Source organism: Hymenobacter arizonensis (assembly GCF_900115775.1).
Taxonomy (GTDB): domain Bacteria; phylum Bacteroidota; class Bacteroidia; order Cytophagales; family Hymenobacteraceae; genus Hymenobacter; species Hymenobacter arizonensis.
Window position 1 is genome coordinate 889,879 of the sequence record NZ_FOXS01000002.1, and the last position, 17,512, is coordinate 907,390.

17 protein-coding genes are annotated in these 17,512 nt (G+C 62.5%); 14 read left to right on the forward strand and 3 right to left on the reverse strand.

The window, feature by feature from the left end:
• Positions 1-91: 91 nt before the first annotated feature.
• The 7 genes from BMZ66_RS10175 (at position 92) to BMZ66_RS10205 (ending at position 6,397) form a co-directional block, all read left to right on the forward strand.
• Complete coding sequence (locus BMZ66_RS10175; RefSeq protein WP_092672010.1) at positions 92-643, forward strand: GNAT family N-acetyltransferase; 552 nt, start codon at positions 92-94, stop codon at positions 641-643.
• Between the two features lie 100 nt (positions 644-743).
• A complete protein-coding gene (locus tag BMZ66_RS10180; protein ID WP_092672013.1) occupies positions 744-2,081 on the forward strand; it encodes a TPM domain-containing protein in 1,338 nt (445 codons plus the stop codon).
• Positions 2,082-2,351: 270 nt separating this feature from the next.
• On the forward strand, positions 2,352-2,942 hold the full coding sequence (locus tag BMZ66_RS10185; RefSeq protein ID WP_092672016.1) for a GNAT family N-acetyltransferase: 591 nt from the start codon (positions 2,352-2,354) through the stop codon (positions 2,940-2,942).
• A 79-nt stretch (positions 2,943-3,021) separates the two neighbouring features.
• On the forward strand, positions 3,022-4,341 hold the full coding sequence (locus BMZ66_RS10190) for a M48 family metallopeptidase (protein ID WP_092672019.1): 1,320 nt from the start codon (positions 3,022-3,024) through the stop codon (positions 4,339-4,341).
• Positions 4,342-4,389: 48 nt separating this feature from the next.
• Positions 4,390-5,157 (forward strand): creatininase family protein, encoded by a 768-nt coding sequence (locus BMZ66_RS10195; protein WP_092672022.1) that lies wholly within the window; start codon positions 4,390-4,392, stop codon positions 5,155-5,157.
• Positions 5,158-5,238: 81 nt separating this feature from the next.
• Entirely contained in the window at positions 5,239-5,877 is a 639-nt protein-coding gene (locus BMZ66_RS10200; protein WP_092672025.1) for an HAD family hydrolase, read from the forward strand.
• Between the two features lie 91 nt (positions 5,878-5,968).
• Positions 5,969-6,397 carry a hypothetical protein gene (locus BMZ66_RS10205; RefSeq protein WP_143080141.1) on the forward strand — a complete coding sequence of 143 codons (429 nt, stop codon included), beginning with the start codon at positions 5,969-5,971 and terminating at the stop codon, positions 6,395-6,397.
• Positions 6,398-6,413: 16 nt separating this feature from the next.
• Here BMZ66_RS10205 and BMZ66_RS10210 read toward each other — a convergent pair whose 3' ends face one another.
• The 3 genes from BMZ66_RS10210 to BMZ66_RS10220 all read right to left on the reverse strand — a co-directional run bounded on the left by BMZ66_RS10210 (position 6,414) and on the right by BMZ66_RS10220 (position 10,316).
• Positions 6,414-8,066: an MFS transporter gene (locus tag BMZ66_RS10210; RefSeq protein WP_092672031.1), complete on the reverse strand. Its 1,653-nt coding sequence runs from the start codon at positions 8,064-8,066 to the stop codon at positions 6,414-6,416.
• A gap of 299 nt (positions 8,067-8,365) precedes the next feature.
• Complete coding sequence (locus tag BMZ66_RS10215; protein ID WP_092672034.1) at positions 8,366-9,400, reverse strand: LacI family DNA-binding transcriptional regulator; 1,035 nt, start codon at positions 9,398-9,400, stop codon at positions 8,366-8,368.
• Between the two features lie 313 nt (positions 9,401-9,713).
• Positions 9,714-10,316: a pentapeptide repeat-containing protein gene (locus BMZ66_RS10220; protein WP_177204676.1), complete on the reverse strand. Its 603-nt coding sequence runs from the start codon at positions 10,314-10,316 to the stop codon at positions 9,714-9,716.
• A 215-nt stretch (positions 10,317-10,531) separates the two neighbouring features.
• Between BMZ66_RS10220 and BMZ66_RS10225 the strand changes: the two genes are divergently transcribed.
• The 7 genes from BMZ66_RS10225 to BMZ66_RS10255 all read left to right on the forward strand — a co-directional run bounded on the left by BMZ66_RS10225 (position 10,532) and on the right by BMZ66_RS10255 (position 17,420).
• Positions 10,532-11,755 (forward strand): Gfo/Idh/MocA family protein, encoded by a 1,224-nt coding sequence (locus BMZ66_RS10225; protein WP_092672039.1) that lies wholly within the window; start codon positions 10,532-10,534, stop codon positions 11,753-11,755.
• A gap of 201 nt (positions 11,756-11,956) precedes the next feature.
• Entirely contained in the window at positions 11,957-12,808 is an 852-nt protein-coding gene (locus BMZ66_RS10230) for a pirin family protein (protein WP_092672042.1), read from the forward strand.
• A gap of 130 nt (positions 12,809-12,938) precedes the next feature.
• Positions 12,939-13,358 carry a hypothetical protein gene (locus BMZ66_RS10235; RefSeq protein ID WP_092672045.1) on the forward strand — a complete coding sequence of 140 codons (420 nt, stop codon included), beginning with the start codon at positions 12,939-12,941 and terminating at the stop codon, positions 13,356-13,358.
• A gap of 254 nt (positions 13,359-13,612) precedes the next feature.
• A complete protein-coding gene (locus BMZ66_RS10240) occupies positions 13,613-14,659 on the forward strand; it encodes a fasciclin domain-containing protein (RefSeq protein ID WP_092672048.1) in 1,047 nt (348 codons plus the stop codon).
• A 164-nt stretch (positions 14,660-14,823) separates the two neighbouring features.
• Positions 14,824-15,858, forward strand: a complete 1,035-nt coding sequence (locus BMZ66_RS10245; RefSeq protein ID WP_092672051.1) for a sensor histidine kinase — start codon at positions 14,824-14,826, stop codon at positions 15,856-15,858.
• 8 nt (positions 15,859-15,866) lie between these two features.
• Positions 15,867-16,631, forward strand: coding sequence for a LytR/AlgR family response regulator transcription factor (locus tag BMZ66_RS10250; RefSeq protein ID WP_092672054.1), 765 nt, complete (start codon positions 15,867-15,869; stop codon positions 16,629-16,631).
• Between the two features lie 54 nt (positions 16,632-16,685).
• Positions 16,686-17,420: a hypothetical protein gene (locus tag BMZ66_RS10255; protein WP_234795055.1), complete on the forward strand. Its 735-nt coding sequence runs from the start codon at positions 16,686-16,688 to the stop codon at positions 17,418-17,420.
• The last annotated feature ends 92 nt before the right edge of the window (positions 17,421-17,512 follow it).

The window sequence follows — 17,512 nt, forward strand, 5'->3', positions numbered from 1 at the left end:
CGAGCGGGCTGGTTGGCTCGCGCTTGCGAGGCCTGACCGTAGCTTCGCTTTGCTGCCCGACTTCGGCGGCTCGTTGCCGTATACCTGCCCTATGATTCCGCTGATAACCCATACGCCCCGCCTTCTTATTCTCGCTGCCAGCCGGGCCTTGCTCACCGCCGAACTGCACAAGCCCCAGTACTTCCCCGTGTTGCTGGGCGCGGCCCTGCCCGCCGACTGGCCGCCCGGCGAATACGACCGCGAGGCCATGCACTACTTCCTCGACCAGCTCACGGCCGGGGGCCGCACCGCCGCCGGCTGGTACGGCTGGTATGCCCTGCGCAAAGCCACCGACGACACGCCCCGCACCCTCATTGGCGCGGGTGGCTTCATGGGGCCGCCCGACGCCGAGGGCTCGACCGAAATTGGCTATTCCATTGCCGCCGACTGGCGCCAGCAGGGCCTGGCCACCGAGCTGGTGGCCGGGCTGGTGCAGCAGGCCGCTGCCACCGGCATGGTGCGGCAGCTGGTGGCCCACACCGACGCCGACAATTTGGCCTCGCAGCAAGTGCTGCTGCGCAACGGCTTTGAGCCCGCCGGCCACGCCCCCGATGGCCGACTCCGGTTCGAGCGCGCCGTGGAGCCCGCCGAAACCACGGCCTGATAACATCGCCCTGCCAAGCTCCTCAATAACAGCCATGCTGGCGCCGGCGCCGTAAAAGGTGAGTTCAACAAGATTGTTTTCTCACTTCAGCACTTGTGCCATGTCTCGTCTCTTATTTTTTGCTCTCGCATTTCTCTGGGCCGGACTGGCCCAGCCGGCGGCCGCGCAGTCGGGCACGGCCGCGGGGCTGCCGCCCCGTCCCACGCCCTTTCAGTTCGTGAACGACCAGGCTAAGCTCATGGCCCCGGCCGACGCGAAGAAGCTGGAAAGCGGCCTGCGCCGCTACGCCGATAATACCGGCACTCAGGTAGTGGTCGTGACGGTGCACTCGCTGGGTGGCCGCACCGTGGCCGACTACGCCCGCGGGCTGGGCGAGTCCTGGGGCGTGGGCCAGCGCGATAAAAACAACGGCGTGGTGGTGCTCGTCAGCCAGCAGGAGCGCCAGGTCAGCATTCAGCCTGGCAGCGGCCTGAAAAACAGCATCACGCCCGCCGTCACCAGCCAGATTATTGGCCAAATGACTCCCAGTTTTAAGCAGGGCAACTACTTCGCGGGCCTGCGCACCGGCCTGAATACCCTGATGGCCACGGCCAACCCTGATTCAGCGCCGAAAAACGACCAAGAAGGAGCCACGGCATCGTCGTACTCCACGGCCCCCGGCAACGCCGGCGGCCCGGGTCTGCAAACCGACCCCGCGGGCGTGGCCCAGGAGCCGGTGGCCAACACCCCCAACGACCCCCTGCTGACCCCGCCGAGCTCCGAGCCATCGTCCGGCTTCGGCATTGGCACCATTTTGCTGGGGGCGCTAGGCGTGGGAGGCCTGCTGTGGATACTGATGCGAATGTTCCGGCGCAAGAGTGCGCCTGCTGCTACGGCAGCCCCCGGCCAGCCCACGCAGGGCTCCCCAAATTTCCTTCCTAACCAACAAAACGCGCCCGACTTCCTGCCCAACCGCAACCCCGGCAACGGCCCCAATAACGGCCCCGGAAATGGGCAGCGCGGCGGCAACAACTACAATGCCACACCCAACCAGGGCGGCGGCATCATGGGCGGGGGCGGTAGTGGCATGGGCGGCATGCTGGCTACCGGTGCCGCCGCGGCCGCTGGCGCCTACCTGGGCAACCGCATGGCTTCGGGCCACGAAGCGCAAGGCCACGGCCTGACTGGCGACAACAGCGGCGCGCGCGGTTTTGACCCCAACACGGCGTCCGGAGCCGCGGGCGCGGGTGCCATGGGCACTGGTGCTGCCAGCGACTTTTTCTCTTCCCGCGACGGTGGCGCCGGCAATGCAGCACCAGACTATTTCTCCGACGACTTAACCAATAACGAATCAACCGATTACTTCTCGGCCGACGACAACACCTACGATGACCCTTCGTCTGGCGACATGGGCGGCGGTGGCTTCGACAGCGGCGACGACAACAGCGGCTCGTGGTAAGAAGCGGGTTGAAGAACGATGTAGAGACGCCACACTTGGCGTCTCGGCGTCCGCGCAGTTAGGGTATCGTTCGTCCATCGTTCTCGCCTCGTTCAACGACGAGACGCCAAGTGTGGCGTCTCTACAATCGTTCAGCTAGTTGAATCAGTCCAGCTAGCTTCTTCAAAGGATAAATAAAAATCGATAGGGCCCCGGTGCGAAAGCGCCGGGGCTCTTTTCTTTGCTGAAGCTGAATTTTTCGCTCACGCTTCGTTCCCGCCGTCAACTCTCATGTCCGTAACCGATACTCTCAAGTCTGCCGTGCAAATAGTACCGGTTTTGGAAACCAGTCGTTTGATACTGCGCGGCATCAACCCGGATGATTTTCCGGCGCACCTGGCCATTGGCCGTCAGCCCGCTTTCCACCGCTACCTGAGCGCGGAGCCTTTATCGGCCGAGGAGCACTGGAAAATGCTGTTGCGCAGCATGGGCCACTGGGCCATGCTCGGGTACGGGTTTTGGGCCATCGAGGAAAAGGCCACCGGGGAGTACATCGGCGGGGTAGGCTACCTGCATCTGAAGCGCGAAATCAGCCCGGAGATTGGCGACACGCCGGAGATTGGCTGGGTGCTGGCTCCGCGCGTGCACGGCCAGGGCTACGCCAGCGAAGCCGTAGCGGCGGTCATTGCCTGGGGCGATGCCCACTTCCACCACGCCCGCACCATGTGCATCATTCATCCCGAAAACGAGGCGTCGCTGCGGCTGGCCCATAAGTTTGGCTACCGCGAATACATCCGCACCACCTACCACGGCGACCCCATTGTGATGCTGGAGCGCCCGGGCAGGGTGGAGGAAGCCGCCACCGGCGACGCCGCGCCGTAGCAACAAGCAGCGGAGGGAAAATTCCAGTAGCTTGCGGGGAGAATACTCTTTCTTACCCCTTTCTTTCTGCAAGCGCCCTATGTCAATTATTCTGAAATTGTTGATTGCCTTGCTGCTGGTGGGCAGCGGCTTAACTGCGCAGGCTGCGCAACCCATCGCCGCACCCACGGTGCAGGTTACACCCCAGGCGGCCTTCAACGTCGAGGCCGCTACGCAGGCCTACCTTAACTCCCTCACGCCCGCTCAAAAAGCTAAATCGGACGCCTATTTTGAGGGCGGTTACTGGTTGCAGCTGTGGAACGTGCTCTACGCCTTGGGTGTGGCAGGGGTGTTTCTGGGATTGGGGCTGTCGCGGCGCCTCAAGGCCCTGGTGGCACGGCTGCCGCGGCCGGCGCTGCGCACGCTGGCCTACCTGCCCCTGTACTTGCTGCTGGCCTGGGTGCTGAGCTTCCCCCTCACCATATACGAGGGCTACTTCCGGGAGCACCAGTATGGGCTATCGAACCAGAGCCTGGGCGAGTGGCTGAGCGAAACCCTCATCGGGCTGGGCCTGACGCTGGTGTTTGGCAGTTTGTTGCTGCTGGTGCTGTATGCGGCCGTACGTCGCACGGGCCGCAACTGGTGGGTGTGGAGCACGGGCATTGTGGCGCTGTTTCTGGTGGTTTCCGTGTTCCTGGGGCCGGTGTTTATCAGCCCGCTGTTCAATAAATACGTGCCGCTGCCGGCTAGCCCTATTCGCGACGGCATTCTGAGCATGGCGCGGGCCAACGGCGTGCCCGCCGGCAACGTGTACCTCGTCGATGCTTCCAAGCAGAGCAAGCGCATCAGCGCCAACGTGAGCGGCATCGGCAGCACCATCCGGGTGTCGCTCAACGACAACTTGCTGAACCGCAGCACCCCGCAGGAAGTGCAGGCCGTGATGGGCCACGAGCTGGGCCACTACGTGCTGAATCACATTCCGAAGATGCTCGTGTTCTTCGTGCTGCTCATCGGCATCGGGTTTTGGTTTGTCGACTGGGCGTTTCGGGGGCTGGTGGCGCGCTACGGCGCCCGCTGGGACGTGGCCGGCCTGACCGATGTGGGCGGGCTGCCGTTGGCTGTGGCGCTGTTTGCCGTGTACAGCTTCCTGGCCACGCCGGTTTTCAATACCATCATTCGCACCAACGAGCAGGAGGCCGACGTGTTTGGTCTGAACGCCGCCCGCCAGCCCGATGCCTTTGCCTCGGTGGCCATGAAGCTGTCGGAGTACCGCAAAATCAACCCCGGTCCCCTGGAGGAAATCTTGTTTTTTGACCACCCCAGCGGCCACACGCGCGTGCTGACCGCCATGCGCTGGAAGGCGGAGAACCTGGGCGACAAGCAGGCCAACTCGCTCGCGCAGCTGCCGGCGGCCAAGTAAAGCTTCGTGCACGGTTTGCCGTACAAGTAGCTCATTCCCGCCCCCGTCATGACTTCCCGCCCCTACATCCTTGCCGAAACCACTTGGAAAACCGTTCAGGAAGCCAACTACCAGGTAGTAGTGCTGCCCTGGGGCGCCACCGAGGCGCATAATTACCACCTGCCCTACGCCACCGACAACTACCAAAACGACTACGTGGCTGCCGAGGCCGCCCGCAAGGCATGGGAGCAGGGCGCCAAAGTGGTGGTGCTGCCCAACGTGCCCTTCGGCGTGAACACCGGCCAGCTCGACATCACGCTGGACATGAACCTGAACCCCAGCACGCAGCTGGCCATCGTGCGCGACCTGGTGCAAGTGCTGGCCCGCCAGGGTATTCCCAAGCTAGTGATTTTGAACGGCCACGGAGGCAATGACTTTCGCCAAATTCTGCGCGAGCTGCAGGCCGAATTTCCCACCGTGTTTCTGAGCACCCTCAATTGGTTTAAAGCTGCCGACCGAAGCCAGTACTTCACCGCCCCCGGCGACCACGCCGACGCCCTCGAAACCAGCGCCATGCTGCACATTGCCCCCGAACTGGTGCGCCCGCTCGCGGAAGCCGGCGAAGGGGCCGCCAAGCAGTTCCGCATTGCCGCCCTGCGGCAGGGGTGGGCCTGGGCCCAGCGTGAGTGGAGCAAGGTGAGCGCCGACACCGGCGTGGGCAACCCCGCCGAAGCCACCGCCGAAAAAGGCCAGGCGTTTCTGGATGCCGTGACCACCAACATCGGCCAGTTTTTGGTGGAGCTGGCCGCGGCCGACCCGCAGGATTTGTACGAGTAGAAGCCCGCCAAAACTGGCAAAGGCAAAGACGGTTCGCCGGGCGGCTCTCATCTTCGCCTTTCCAAATCCTTGCCTTTGCCCATGCCGCTCCCTTTTGATAGCATCATATTCGACCTCGATGGCACCCTCTGGGATGCCTCGGCCGCCATCACTCTCGCCTTCCAGGCTGCCAAAAGCAGCGTCGACTACATCGATACCGACGTGACTCTGGCCCAGGTGCAAGCCGTGACCGGCCAGCCCTACGAGGTGGTGTACGAGCGACTATTCCCCAACCTGCCCGCCGATAAACTGGAGGAATACCGTGCCATCTGCGCCCGCCACGAGCTAAAGGCGGCCCAGCAGCCGGGCGGCACGCTCTACCCCGGCTTGCAAGCCACGCTCGACTACCTGAAAGGGCGCGGCTACCAGCTATTCATTGTCAGTAATTGTCAGTTGGGCTACGTGGAGGCATTCTTTGAGAACAGCCGGCTGGGCCACTACTTCGAGGGCCACCAGTGCTTTGGCACCAAGAAGCTGCCCAAGTCCGAGAACATCCGCGAAGTAGTGGCCCGCTACGGCCTGCAAGCCCCCGTGTACATAGGTGACACCCCCGGCGACCTGGCCGCCAGCCAAGCCGCCGGGGTGCCGTTCATCTTCGCCACCTACGGCTTTGGCACCCTGACAGAGGCCGAAGCCCCCGTGCGCATCAATCAGCTTTCCGACTTGGAAAGCCTGCTCTAAGCCCGGCCGGGCACCTGCTTGAGGCCCTGGTAAAAGCTGGAAACTTGTGTAGCTTTGGGCAAATGCGCATGTCCGTAGTGCGGAGCCTGTTATGTATCAGAATTTCGCTACAACAGCTTTCTTACACGTGCTCTACCGGCCGTATTCCAACGAGCTGGTGGGCCGCTGGCTGTGCTCCGTGACCGAGGAGCAGCTGCGCGAAGGATACGAAACCATGCGCCAGGCCGCCCTGCATCACCGCTGCGGGTGCTGGCAGATTGACTCCCGCCGCCGGCCCGACCGCCGCCACAACGGCCCCGAGTGGGTGGTAACCCAGTTTTTGCCCCAGGTGCAGCAAGAGTTGGCCTGCCCCTTGCGAGTAGCCTTTCTAGTACTGCCCGACCACTACCAGGAGGCCGAAGCGGCCAATCCCTCTCAAGCTTCCGGCTTCGATGCCGCCACGCCTTTTCAATTCGTTCGATTCACCGACGAAGGCGCGGCCCACGCCTGGCTCAGCCAGTACTGCCGCTACGACCAGTGAGGTGGAGGTCGCTCCGCTAGCGCTGGCCTTCCAGCGTTTGCATGGGCGTGGCAATCTCTACATTCGAGGTGTTGGGGAAGGCCAGGAAATGCGTGACGCGCGGCTCCTCTGGTCCGCTGTGAAACTGCCGCACCTGGGCTTCCACGGCCAAGTCTTCCTTGGTGAAGCGGTGGTGCTGGCGCTGGTGCTCGCCCCAGGTGGCCACGTAAAAAAACTCGGTGATGATGGTGGGGCGGGCAATGTCGGAAAACACGCCGGCGCGCAGGGCTCCGTCGCGCAGGCGTAGGCGCTTGAGCTGCTCGGCGGCGGCCCGGAAAGCGGGCCAGTCGGCAGGCTCCACCTGGTATTCTATCATCACCACCACGGGGCCGTCGTCGGGGTCGATGTTATTGTCGGCGTCGGGGTCGGGCCAGTGTTCGGCGGGGGCCAGGTCGAGGCCCTCGGCAGGGCGCATGGGAAAAGGCAGGGCCAGCAGGGCGCTGGCCAGCATCCAGCCGGCAGCGGCCAGCAGCGCAATTTCTATGCTAGTGTAATCGGCCAGTTGGCCCCACGTCAAACTGCCCACCGACATGCCCGCCTGAAACACCAGCATGTACACGCTGATAACCCGGGCCTGCACCCACTTGGGCACGCTCAGCTGCACGGTGGTGCTGAAGCTGGTCATCACCATGAGCCAGGCAATGCCAGAGAAAAACATCACGCCGTAGAGCACATAAATCTGGGTGACGAGGGCCAGGGCCGTATTCGTGCCCGCAAAAGCCAGCACGCCCAGCAGCACGCGCTGGTTGAAGCTGAGCCGCTCGCCTGCCCGGCCCATCAGAAAAGCCCCGGTTACAGCGCCAGCACCCAGCCACGATAGCATCACGCCGTAGTGCCCCGAACTCAGGTTGAGCTTCCGGGCAATCACGACCGACACCAGGCCCCACATGGCCGCTGTGCCAAACGAAAAGGCGAACGTGCGCACCAGCACCCCATAAATGGCCGGCGAATACTGCACGTAGCGCAGCCCGGCCCGCAGCGCCCCAATAAAGTGCTCGGCCGGCCCGCTCGTGACGGTGGCCTCACGCTTCCAGAAATACACCACCGCCCAGGTAGCCAGAAACGACGCCCCGTTCAGCATAAACACCCAGCCCGCCGAGTAGTAGGCAATGATGGCCCCGCCCACGGCCGGCCCAATGGCCCGCGCAATGTTGTTGCTGACGCCGTTGAGGGTGATGGCAAACGGCAGGGCCGTGCGCGGTACCAGCTCCACGGTCACGGTTTGCCAGATGGGCGAGTTCAGCGCCGCGCCCATGCCCAGCAGAAATGTGAAGCCCAGCACGCCCAGCGCCGAAATCCCGCCCGTGAGCGTGAGCACGCCCAGCGCCGTGGCCACCACCGCCATGAAGGCCTGCGTGCACAGCAGCAGCTTGCGCCGGTCAATAAGGTCGGCCAGGGCGCCGGCCGGCATACTCAGCAGAAAGGCTGGCAAACTGGTGGCGGCCTGCATGAGGGCCACCAGCAGGGCCGACGTGGTGAGCGTGGTGACCAGCCACACGCCGGCCACGTTCTGCATCCACGTTCCGACATTCGACACCAGCCCCGCAATCCAGATGGCGCGGAACACGGCGTACATAAACGGCGTCAGCAGCGTGGGTTTGGGAGGTGCGGGGGCAATGGGGGGCGTCATTGAAAGCAACAGGTTGCGGCCCCACAAAACAGGCGAGCGAGGCAGATGACTTCGTACGGCCCCGCGCCCCACTGCGTTGAACAAAAACTCCCCTCCTCAGCTGAGGAGGGGATGTTCGAGCCAAGGGCTCGGACGGGGGTGGTTGACCCCGTTGCACGACACCCGAACGATACTGCCGCGAGTCGTTCGCCCATCGTTGGCTACGCCGACCTTCGGTTCAACGACGTCAATCACCCCAGCTGGCGCTTTGCGCCAGCGTCCCCTCCTCCGCTGAGGAGGGGAGTTTGATGTTCTGTTCGCTACCGCCGCTGCGACGACTCGCGCACCAGCAGCTTGGGCTTGAGCACAATGGGCTTGGGCGGCCCCTGGCGGGTGGGGCTGGATTTCAGCATTTTTTGGAGCAGCTGCACGGCGGTTTTGCCCATTTGCTCGCAGCGCTGGTCCACGCTGCTCAGCATGGGCTCCGTGAGGGTGGTGAACATCTCGTTGCTGAAGCCGACGATGGCCACGTCCTTGGGCACGCGCAGCCGATGCGTCTTGGCTACCTGCAGGGCGCCCACGGCCGCGAGGTCGTTGGACGAGAACAAGCCATCGGGGCGCTGGTCCAGCTTCAGCAGCTGCCGCATGGCCTGGCTGCCGCCTTTCTGGTTCATCTCGCAGAACACAATCAGCTCCTCTTCCACGGGCAGGCCGTGCGAGGTGAGGGCGTCGCGGTAGCCCTGATGGCGGTTTTTGTGAATGTTCATGTGCAGCGGGCCACTGAAGTGCGCGATGCGGGTGCAGCCCTGCTCGATGAGGTGGGCCACCACCTGGTAGGCGCCCTGGTAGTCATCAAGCAACACGGAACTCACGTTGCTGCCTTCAAAATTCTCCACTACCCGGTCGAAAAATACCAGTGGAATGTCCTGCTGGCGCACGTCTTCGAAGTGGCGGAAGTTGTGGGTGCTGTTGGCCAAGGACACCAGAATGCCCTCAACTTGAGAGTTCATCAGCAGGTCGATGTTTTTCTCCTCCTGGTGGGCGTCTTCGTTCGACTGGCAAATCATCACGTTGAAGCCCAGCTTGGCGGCTTCGGTGGCGATGCCGTGCACCACTTGCGGAAAAAAGTGGCCTGTGATGTGCGGCACCAGCACGCCCAGCGTGTTGCTACGGCCCCGGCGCAAGCCGGCGGCCAGCTGGTTGGGCTTGTAGTGCAGCTCCTCGGCGAGCTGGCGCACCCGCTGTTTGGTGGCCTCGCTCACGTCGTCGTGGTCGCTGAGGGCCCGTGAAATAGTGGAAGGAGAAAGTCCCAGCGTCTTGGCCAGGTCAGTAATGGAAGCGCGGCGATTGGCCATCTGTTGGTTGTAGCAAGATGAAATAAATGCCCGTACCCCGGCTGTAAACCGGTGGCGACAAGCCCTAACAATGCCCTATGGAGGAGTTTTGTTGCCATTTGGCGCTCCGGCACTGCGTGCTGACAATTGACCCGAATGAAGAATGACTGCCAGGACGGAGCAGCCCGTTCGGATGTAGATGGGAATTCTATCGCAATCTACTCGCCGGAAGGGAATCGCAGATAGTAGAAAGCTATTTTTTTGCGCTTCGGGCTGCCGTCGCGGATATTCCCAGCTTTACGCCCTTGGTTCTAGGCGCCAGAAAGTGTGCTGCTTATTCCACCACCAGCCCGTACTTCGCCACCACCCCCAAAAGGCCATGCAGCGAGAAGCGGGAGTTCAGCAGCGGGTTACTTTCCGGGTCGATGGTGAACCCGGTGGCGGTGCTGAAATCGGCGCCCACCAGCTGGGTTTTTTGAAACACCGCGCCGGCCAGCGAGCAGTCCTGAAACACGGCGCCCGAGAGGTCGGCATCGGCAAAGTCGGCCTCGTCGAGGGTGCAGTGCACGAAGCGCGTGGCCGGCATGGCGCGGCCCGCAAACGACACGTAGCGCATCTGGCAGTGGTCGAAGTGCACGCCAAACAGCATGTCGCGGCAGGCCGTGAACTGCAGGCCCAGCAGCTTGCATTCCTCGAAAGCCACGTTTTGCAGCGCCGTGCCCGCCAGCCGCACCGCCGAGAGGTTGCAGCGCTCAAACAGGCAGTCGGCAAAGCGCTTGTGGCTGAGGTCGGCTTCGCTAAAGTCGCAGTTGATGAAGTGGTACTCGTCGAATTCGGTTTGGCCGGCGAGGTGGCGGGCGTCCCAGCGCTCCACCACGTTTTCGGCGGGGAAGCGGGTTGGTTTGCGGAGGGCAGTGGGCTTGCGGCGTGGCTTCATTGGGGGCATTTGGCTGGCGCAAAGGTAGCCCTGCTGCGGAGCCACGCCGTCTGCAAACCGGCGCACAACCACAGCCCACGTTGCGAGGCCGTGCGCTGCTGGCGCTGGCTGTGGCCCTGGCGTGTGGGTGGCCCCAGCGTCAGTATTTTGGCATTGCCAACCTCGGATTGGGAAAGCTGCGTAAGCCCAGGCTCCACCTTCCTTTCCTGTTAGTAATGGCCTCTACCCCCACGTCTGCCAAGGCGCCTGCCAAGCAGCCTGCGTCAGCCAAACCCAAAGCCGCCGCTTCGCCCAAAGTGAAACTGCCGCCCCTGAATGCGCCCACCGAGCCGCAAAGCGCCGGCCCACCCAACCCCGACCCCGAAGACCAGCGCGTGGGCTTTGCGCTGGTGGGCCTGGGCAAGCTCACGCTCGAAGAGCTGCTGCCGGCCCTGAGCCAGTGCAAACACGCCAAGCTCGCGGCCCTGGTGAGCGGCGACCCCACCAAAATGCGCAAAGTGGCGCAGCAATACGGCATCAAGCCCAGCAGCTGCTACTCCTACGAAACCTACGACGAGCTTTGCGACAACCCCGAAGTGGAGGTTATTTACATCGTGCTGCCCAACTCCATGCACGCCGAATTCACCATTCGCGGGGCGCAGGCCGGCAAGCACATCCTCTGCGAGAAGCCCATGGCCAACTCCGTGCAGGAGTGCGAAGACATGATTGCCGCCTGCAAAAAGGCCCGCAAAAAGCTCATGATTGCCTACCGCATTCAGTACGAGCCCCTCAACCGCATGGCCCAGCAGCTGATACGCGACAAAACCTACGGCCGCGTGAAGATGATAGACGCCATGAACTGCCAAAACCAGGCCCACGACCGCCAGTGGCGGCACCAGGCCAAGCTGGCCGGCGGCGGCTCGCTGCCCGATGTGGGCCTCTACTGCCTCAACACCACGCGCTTTTTGCTGGGCGAGGAGCCGAGCGAAGTGTACGCCACCATCTACAACACGCCCGGCGATGCCCGCTTTAAAGAAGTGGAGGAAAACGTAAGCTTCATGCTGAAATTTCCCAGCGGCGTGATTGCCAACTGCGCCACCGGCTACGGCAGCTTTAACGCCAAGCGCTACGCCGTGTACGCCGAAACCGGCACCATCAAAATGGACCCGGCCTTCACCTACCGCGGCCTGCAGCAGGAGCGGGTGCACGCCCCCGACGGCCAGCAAATCATCGAACAGCCCAGCAACCCGCACAAAGACCAGTTCGCCCTCGAAATGGACCACATGGCCCAGTGCGTGCGCGAAAACAAAACGCCCTACACCCCCGGCGAGGAAGGCCTGCAAGACCAGCGCATTATGGAAGCCATCTACCAGTCGGCCCGCGAAAACCGGCCCGTGCCGCTGCCCGTGGTGAAGAAGCTGGACGCCTTTCGCGGCTCAGAGCCTGCGGAGGAGGCGTAAACTTTAAGCAGGAATAGCTTCTTATTCCGACTGTGTCCTACGTCTGCTTTATCAGTCGTCTGTCATCCTGAGCCTGTGAAGGACCTTATCACGGCTGAATAAATCGTTCGAACGTGATAAGGTCCTTCGCAGGCTCAGGGTGACAAACGATTATAGAGCCAGGCCGAACAAAGCACAACCCCCCCAAAAAACACCCTCGCCATGCGCACCATTAAGCAGCAGCACCGCGCCATCAGCGCGCCCATTGCCGACCTCACCACCTACCGGGCCCTGCCCACTGCTTCCGTCGAGCACATCGACCCGTTTTTGTTTCTCAACCACCACGGCCCGCAGGTGTACCGGCCCAACAACAACGGCCTGCCCTTCGGCCCGCACCCGCACCGCGGCTTCGAAACCGTGACCTTCATTCTGGAAGGCGACATCCTGCACAAGGACAGCAGCGGCCACGAGAGCGTGATTGAGGCCGGCGGCATTCAGTGGATGACGGCCGGCAGCGGCCTGATTCACGCCGAAGTCTCGTCCGAGAATTTCAAAAAGCAGGGCGGCCCGCTCGAGATTCTGCAGCTGTGGGTGAACCTGCCGGCCAAAGACAAGATGACGGCCCCTCGCTACATCGGCCTGCAAAAAGACGAAATCCCCACCGCCACGCTGGATGGGGGCGTGGTAGTGCACGCTGTTTCGGGGCAGTGGGCGGGCACCGCGGGCGCCGTGGAGCCCCTGGCCGACGTGCAGCTCGCCTGGCTCGACTTCCCGGCCGGCGCCAGCATTACCCTGCCCATTGCGGCGGCCCGCAGCATTTTCTTCTACGTAGTGAGTGGCCGCTTGCAAGTCAACGGCACCGAAACTCAGGCCCGGCAGCTGGTCGAATTCAACCACGACGGCGACGAGCTGACCATTGCCGCCAGCACCAATTCCGTGCTGCTGTTGGGCCACGCCCAGCCCTTCCAGGAGCCCATCGTGTCCTACGGTCCGTTTGTGATGAACACCGAGGCCGAAATTCAGCAGGCCTACCGCGACTACCAGCGCGGCGCTTTCGGCAGCTGGAAAGGGTAGGGGTCCAAAAAAACATTTTTATTTTCAAACTCAACCAGTACTTTGCGGTTGAGGTTGAATTCCAGGGTATGCCCTTCCCTTTTGTGCTGCGGGAGACGGTAAATCCGATGCCTGTTTTATTGATAAGTAGTTGACTAAGACACCTGTTCGTTCGCTTTATTTCGAAAACGCCATTGGCCGCATTTGGGAAGAGCCCGAATGCTTCCTGCGGCTCGAGTACCGGGCCGGCCCCCGCGAAACCCTGCAGTTTCGGGCGTTGCTCACACACGCAGGCCAAGCCCTGACCCGGCGTCGGTGGGCCAAAATCCTCGTTGACCAGCGCGAAATGGCGCCGTTCAACGCCAGTGAGCAAGACTGGATGACCAACGAGTGGCTGCCCCGCGCCGTGGCCGAGCACGGCTACCGCTACGGCGCCGTGCTGGTGGCCAACAACGTGTTTGCCCGCCTCGCCATGAACCAATACGTAATGGCCACCCGCAACCTCACCCACACCTACCGCACCTTCGAAGCCGAAGACGAGGCAATGGCTTGGCTGCGGGCTTTTGAATAAAAAAGTACGGTTCCAGAATACAATACGCGGCTAGTTGATAACTTGTGGCGCGGGCCACTGCGCGCTCGCCACAAGCCCGCTTTAGCAGAGGGCGCGGTTTGCTCGCTTCACACCTGGTGCCCGACAGTTCACTCCCTTTTTACGCGAGTGCACTCTTGAAATCTGGCGGGTGGGAGCAGGGGGGCAATCCACTTTGGCATGCGTGGGGTTTGAGAAGGGTAAGTTAATCATCCACCCTTAACAGACTTTTTCTCATGTTCCTTTCCAGTCCTTCCCTTCTTTTTTTGCGGCAGCGCTTGCCCGTGCTGCTGGTTGCCCTGCTGGGCTTTGCCGTTACCAGCTGCAGCGACGATGAAGATACCACGGTTCCCACGCCGCAGCAGAACATAGTGCAGGTGGCCCAGGGCAACCCCGACTTTTCGACGCTGGTAGCCGCCGTCACCAAAGCCGACCTCGGCGGTACGCTGAGCGGTGCTGGTCCGTTCACGGTGCTGGCGCCAACCAACGCCGCGTTTGCTCAGCTTGCCCCGCCCTTCAACGACGCCGCCAGCATCAATACTATTCCGGCCGGCGACCCTCGCATTACCACGCTGCGCAACATCCTGCTTTACCACGTGCTGCCCACCCGCGTAGCCGCCGCCGACTTCCCCACCGGAGCCAGCTCCCAAACCACGGCCAAGCCCGCTTCTGCCACGGGGGTCAACGACAACACGGTGTACACCTCCCGAACGGGCAATACCATCCGGCTCAACGGCACGGCCAGCGTAGCCACGGCAGATGTGGTTGCTAGCAACGGCATCATTCACGCCATTGACCGCGTGCTGACGCCGCCGTCCACTAACATTGCTGGCATCGTGGACGCTTTCGCCACTGGTTCGTCGCCTCAGTTCACGGTACTACGCCAAGTGCTGCAGAATCCGGCTGTAGTGAGTGCATTGGCTGCTAGCACCGTATCCCTCTCTGCGAACAATGGCAACGTGACGGTGTTTGCGCCAACTGACGCCGCCTTCGCCACCCTACTTACCGACCTTAATTATACGTCTCTCAGCGATGTTCCCCCTGCAACATTAGCGGCAGTGCTGGCCCTGCACGTGGTGAACAATAACCGGGCTTTCTCCTCGGACCTCACCAATAGCCAAGTTCTGACTACCCTGGGCGGCCCCGTGACGGTGGGCGTGACCGGTACCGGCGTAACACTGCGCGGCGCCGGCAATGGCACCAACAACGCCAACGTGGTTACGGCCAACGTACTGGCCACCAACGGCGTGGTACACGTCATCGACCGCGTGCTGCGGCCCTAAGCGGCCCATCGCCAAACCTCCGGTTCTGCACGGAGGTTGGTGTTCTACCTCCACAGCCTCACTGGCCACCTGCGGGCAGCCGGTGGGGCTGTTGGCTTTTTACTGCCCGCGCCCGGCAGGGGTGGGGCCCCTGCCACCAGCGCTACTTTTCCCCATCAGACCCCATGCTCTTCTCTATACGGTTGCGGTACGTCTACATGCTGGGCCTGGCCGGGTACACCTTCGTCAACGTGCTGCTGATGGAGGTGCTGCCGTTCTACAACCTGCCCGTGGAGAAGAGCTACGTGCTCGCGCTGTTCGTGGTGAGCGTGGTGCTGGTGTGGGAAGGCAACCGCTTCATTCACCAGTCGGTAGCGGACGTTTCGCGAATAATTGGGCCGCGGGTGCACCCCTTGCTGCTGGCGTTTTTGCTCAGCCTGCCGCTCACGCTGGTGGTGGTGGGCGGGCCCGCGCTGCTGCTGGCCCGCTACCTGGGCATGCCGCCCACGCAGCTGCACATGGGCATGAAGCTGATGCTGGCGCTGGGCTTTCGCATCAACCTGTTTTTGAACACCATCAACGCGGCGTACTACCTGCTGCAAGAGCTGCGCCTGAGCCAGGTCGAAGCCGAGCAGCTCAAGAAAATCAGCGTTCAGGCCCAGTTTCAGTCCCTCAAAAATCAGGTCAATCCGCACTTTCTGTTCAACAACCTCAACGTGCTCTCGGCCCTGCTTTTTCAGGACGTGAACAAGGCGGGGGAGTTCCTGCAGCAGCTCTCCAAAGTGTACCGCTACGTGCTGCAAAACCAGGAAAAAGAAGTGGTGGCCGTGGCCGCCGAGCTGGAGTTCATGGAGTCGTACGCCCACTTGCTGCGGGCCCGGTTCCGCGACAGCCTGCGCATCGAAATTGCAGTGCCGGCTTCCCTGCGCAGCCGCTACACCGTGCCCGCCGCCCTGCAGATGCTGCTCGAAAATGCCCTCAAGCACAACATCAGCTCCCGCAACCGCCCCCTGCTCATCGAAGTGTTTGCCAGCCCCGACCACGAGCAGCTGGTGGTGCGCAACACGCTGCAGCCCAAGCCGGCCGTGGAGCCGTCTACCAACCTGGGCCTCGAAAACATAAAGCGCCGCTACGGTTTTATAAGTCCGCAGCCGGTAGAAGTAGAGCGCGACGCTCACCGCTTCACCGTGCGGCTCCCATTGCTCCACCTCACCCCCTGACGCGCCCGATGGAAGTAGTGCTGATTGAAGACGAAGCTGTAGCCGCCGATGGCCTTGTAAACCTGCTGAGCCGCTACGACGAAGACATTCAGGTGGTCGAACGCCTCGATTCGGTGGAAGACGCCGTGCAGTGGTTCGCCCACAACCCGCCGCCCCGGCTGGTGCTGCTCGACGTGCAATTGGCTGACGGGCTGTGTTTTGATATTTTCCCGCAGGTGGATATCCGCTGCCCCATCATCTTCACCACCGCTTACGACCAGTACGCCATCCAAGCCTTCCAGGTCACGAGCATCGACTACCTGCTCAAGCCCATTGCCTACGCCGACTTGCACCGGGCCCTGGAAAAGCTGCGCCTGCTCACCACCGAGTACGCGCCCCCGCCCGACATGAGCCTGCGCCAGCTGGCCGACGTGTTTCAGCAATTACAAAAGCCGTACAAAACCCGGTTTCTGGCCCGCAACAACGACCGGCTGCAGTTCAAAGTCACCGACGAAATTGCCTACTTCTGCGCCGATGGCAAGTTCGTGCACCTCGTCGGCCTCGACCAGCGCCGCTTCCTCGTCGACTACACCCTCGAGCAGCTCGAAACCCTGCTCGACCCGCGCCAGTTCTTCCGCCTCAACCGCAAATACATCGTGAGCCTGGCCGCCGTGAAAGACATCCGCACCTACGCCGGCAGCCGCCTGCGGGTGCAAATGCTGCCGATGCCCTGCACCGAAGTCATCATCAGCCGCGAGCGGGTAGCCGAGTTCAAAGCCTGGCTCGACCATTAGCTTAGTACTTTTGGCCGCCGGACCTGTTCCCCAACTACCCTCGCTGCCATTGCTATGAATCGATTTTTTTGCCTGCTGATGGGCACGGCGCTGCTTCTCGCTAGCACGGCCCACGCCCAGCGCGCCACCGAGCAGGTGCTCTACCTGAAAAACGGTTGGGTGCTGCGCGGCCAGCTGCTCAGCGCGCCCACCGCCGACCCCGTGCGCCTGCAAACGGCCGACCGCAACGAGTTCAGCTTCCGCCAGGCCGAAATTGATTCCCTGCGCCAGCAGCCTCAGCCGCCCCGCACGCTGGGCGTGGCCTATAAGGCCCGCGGCTTCGGGCATTTCACTGAGCTGGGCGCGCTGGCCGGCCGCAACACCAGCAGCGCCGTCAATACCTCCGCTTTCTCCTTCCAAATCGTGAACGGCTACAAGTTCAACCAGTGGGTATTCACTGGCCTGGGCGTGGGCGCCGACCTCTACGCCACCCAAAGCCTGGTGCCGGTATTTGCCAGCCTGCGCGGCGATTTTACCCGCCAGGGCACCATCCTGCCGTTCTACTTTCTCGACGCCGGCTACGGCTTCAACATCACCGGCACCGACACCAACCCCACCGAACCCGTCACCTACGAAGGCGGCACGCTGTGGGCCGCCGGCGTGGGCATGAAAGTGCTGTTCAACAACAACACCGGCTTCCTGGTGAGCCTGGGCTACCGCACGCAGCGCACCACGCTCACCCGCGCTACTGCCGCGCCCGAGCGCATTACGTTCGAGCGCATTGCCGTGCGGGCGGGGTTTGCGTTTTAAGAAAATATCTGCCAATCGTCTGTCATGCTGAGCTTGCGAAGCACCTTATCACGTTTCAACGATGTGTTCTAACCTGATAAGGTGCTTCGCAA

What these genes read in the sequence shown, in the direction of transcription:
- BMZ66_RS10175 (WP_092672010.1), top strand. Translation starts at nt 92, where the DNA reads ATGATTCCGCTGATAACCCATACGCCCCGCCTTCTTATTCTCGCTGCC.
- BMZ66_RS10180 (WP_092672013.1), top strand. Translation starts at nt 744, where the DNA reads ATGTCTCGTCTCTTATTTTTTGCTCTCGCATTTCTCTGGGCCGGACTG.
- BMZ66_RS10185 (WP_092672016.1), top strand. Translation starts at nt 2,352, where the DNA reads ATGTCCGTAACCGATACTCTCAAGTCTGCCGTGCAAATAGTACCGGTT.
- BMZ66_RS10190 (WP_092672019.1), top strand. Translation starts at nt 3,022, where the DNA reads ATGTCAATTATTCTGAAATTGTTGATTGCCTTGCTGCTGGTGGGCAGC.
- BMZ66_RS10195 (WP_092672022.1), top strand. Translation starts at nt 4,390, where the DNA reads ATGACTTCCCGCCCCTACATCCTTGCCGAAACCACTTGGAAAACCGTT.
- BMZ66_RS10200 (WP_092672025.1), top strand. Translation starts at nt 5,239, where the DNA reads ATGCCGCTCCCTTTTGATAGCATCATATTCGACCTCGATGGCACCCTC.
- BMZ66_RS10205 (WP_143080141.1), top strand. Translation starts at nt 5,969, where the DNA reads ATGTATCAGAATTTCGCTACAACAGCTTTCTTACACGTGCTCTACCGG.
- BMZ66_RS10210 (WP_092672031.1), bottom strand. Translation starts at nt 8,066, where the DNA reads ATGACGCCCCCCATTGCCCCCGCACCTCCCAAACCCACGCTGCTGACG.
- BMZ66_RS10215 (WP_092672034.1), bottom strand. Translation starts at nt 9,400, where the DNA reads ATGGCCAATCGCCGCGCTTCCATTACTGACCTGGCCAAGACGCTGGGA.
- BMZ66_RS10220 (WP_177204676.1), bottom strand. Translation starts at nt 10,316, where the DNA reads ATGAAGCCACGCCGCAAGCCCACTGCCCTCCGCAAACCAACCCGCTTC.
- BMZ66_RS10225 (WP_092672039.1), top strand. Translation starts at nt 10,532, where the DNA reads ATGGCCTCTACCCCCACGTCTGCCAAGGCGCCTGCCAAGCAGCCTGCG.
- BMZ66_RS10230 (WP_092672042.1), top strand. Translation starts at nt 11,957, where the DNA reads ATGCGCACCATTAAGCAGCAGCACCGCGCCATCAGCGCGCCCATTGCC.
- BMZ66_RS10240 (WP_092672048.1), top strand. Translation starts at nt 13,613, where the DNA reads ATGTTCCTTTCCAGTCCTTCCCTTCTTTTTTTGCGGCAGCGCTTGCCC.
- BMZ66_RS10245 (WP_092672051.1), top strand. Translation starts at nt 14,824, where the DNA reads ATGCTCTTCTCTATACGGTTGCGGTACGTCTACATGCTGGGCCTGGCC.
- BMZ66_RS10250 (WP_092672054.1), top strand. Translation starts at nt 15,867, where the DNA reads ATGGAAGTAGTGCTGATTGAAGACGAAGCTGTAGCCGCCGATGGCCTT.
- BMZ66_RS10255 (WP_234795055.1), top strand. Translation starts at nt 16,686, where the DNA reads ATGAATCGATTTTTTTGCCTGCTGATGGGCACGGCGCTGCTTCTCGCT.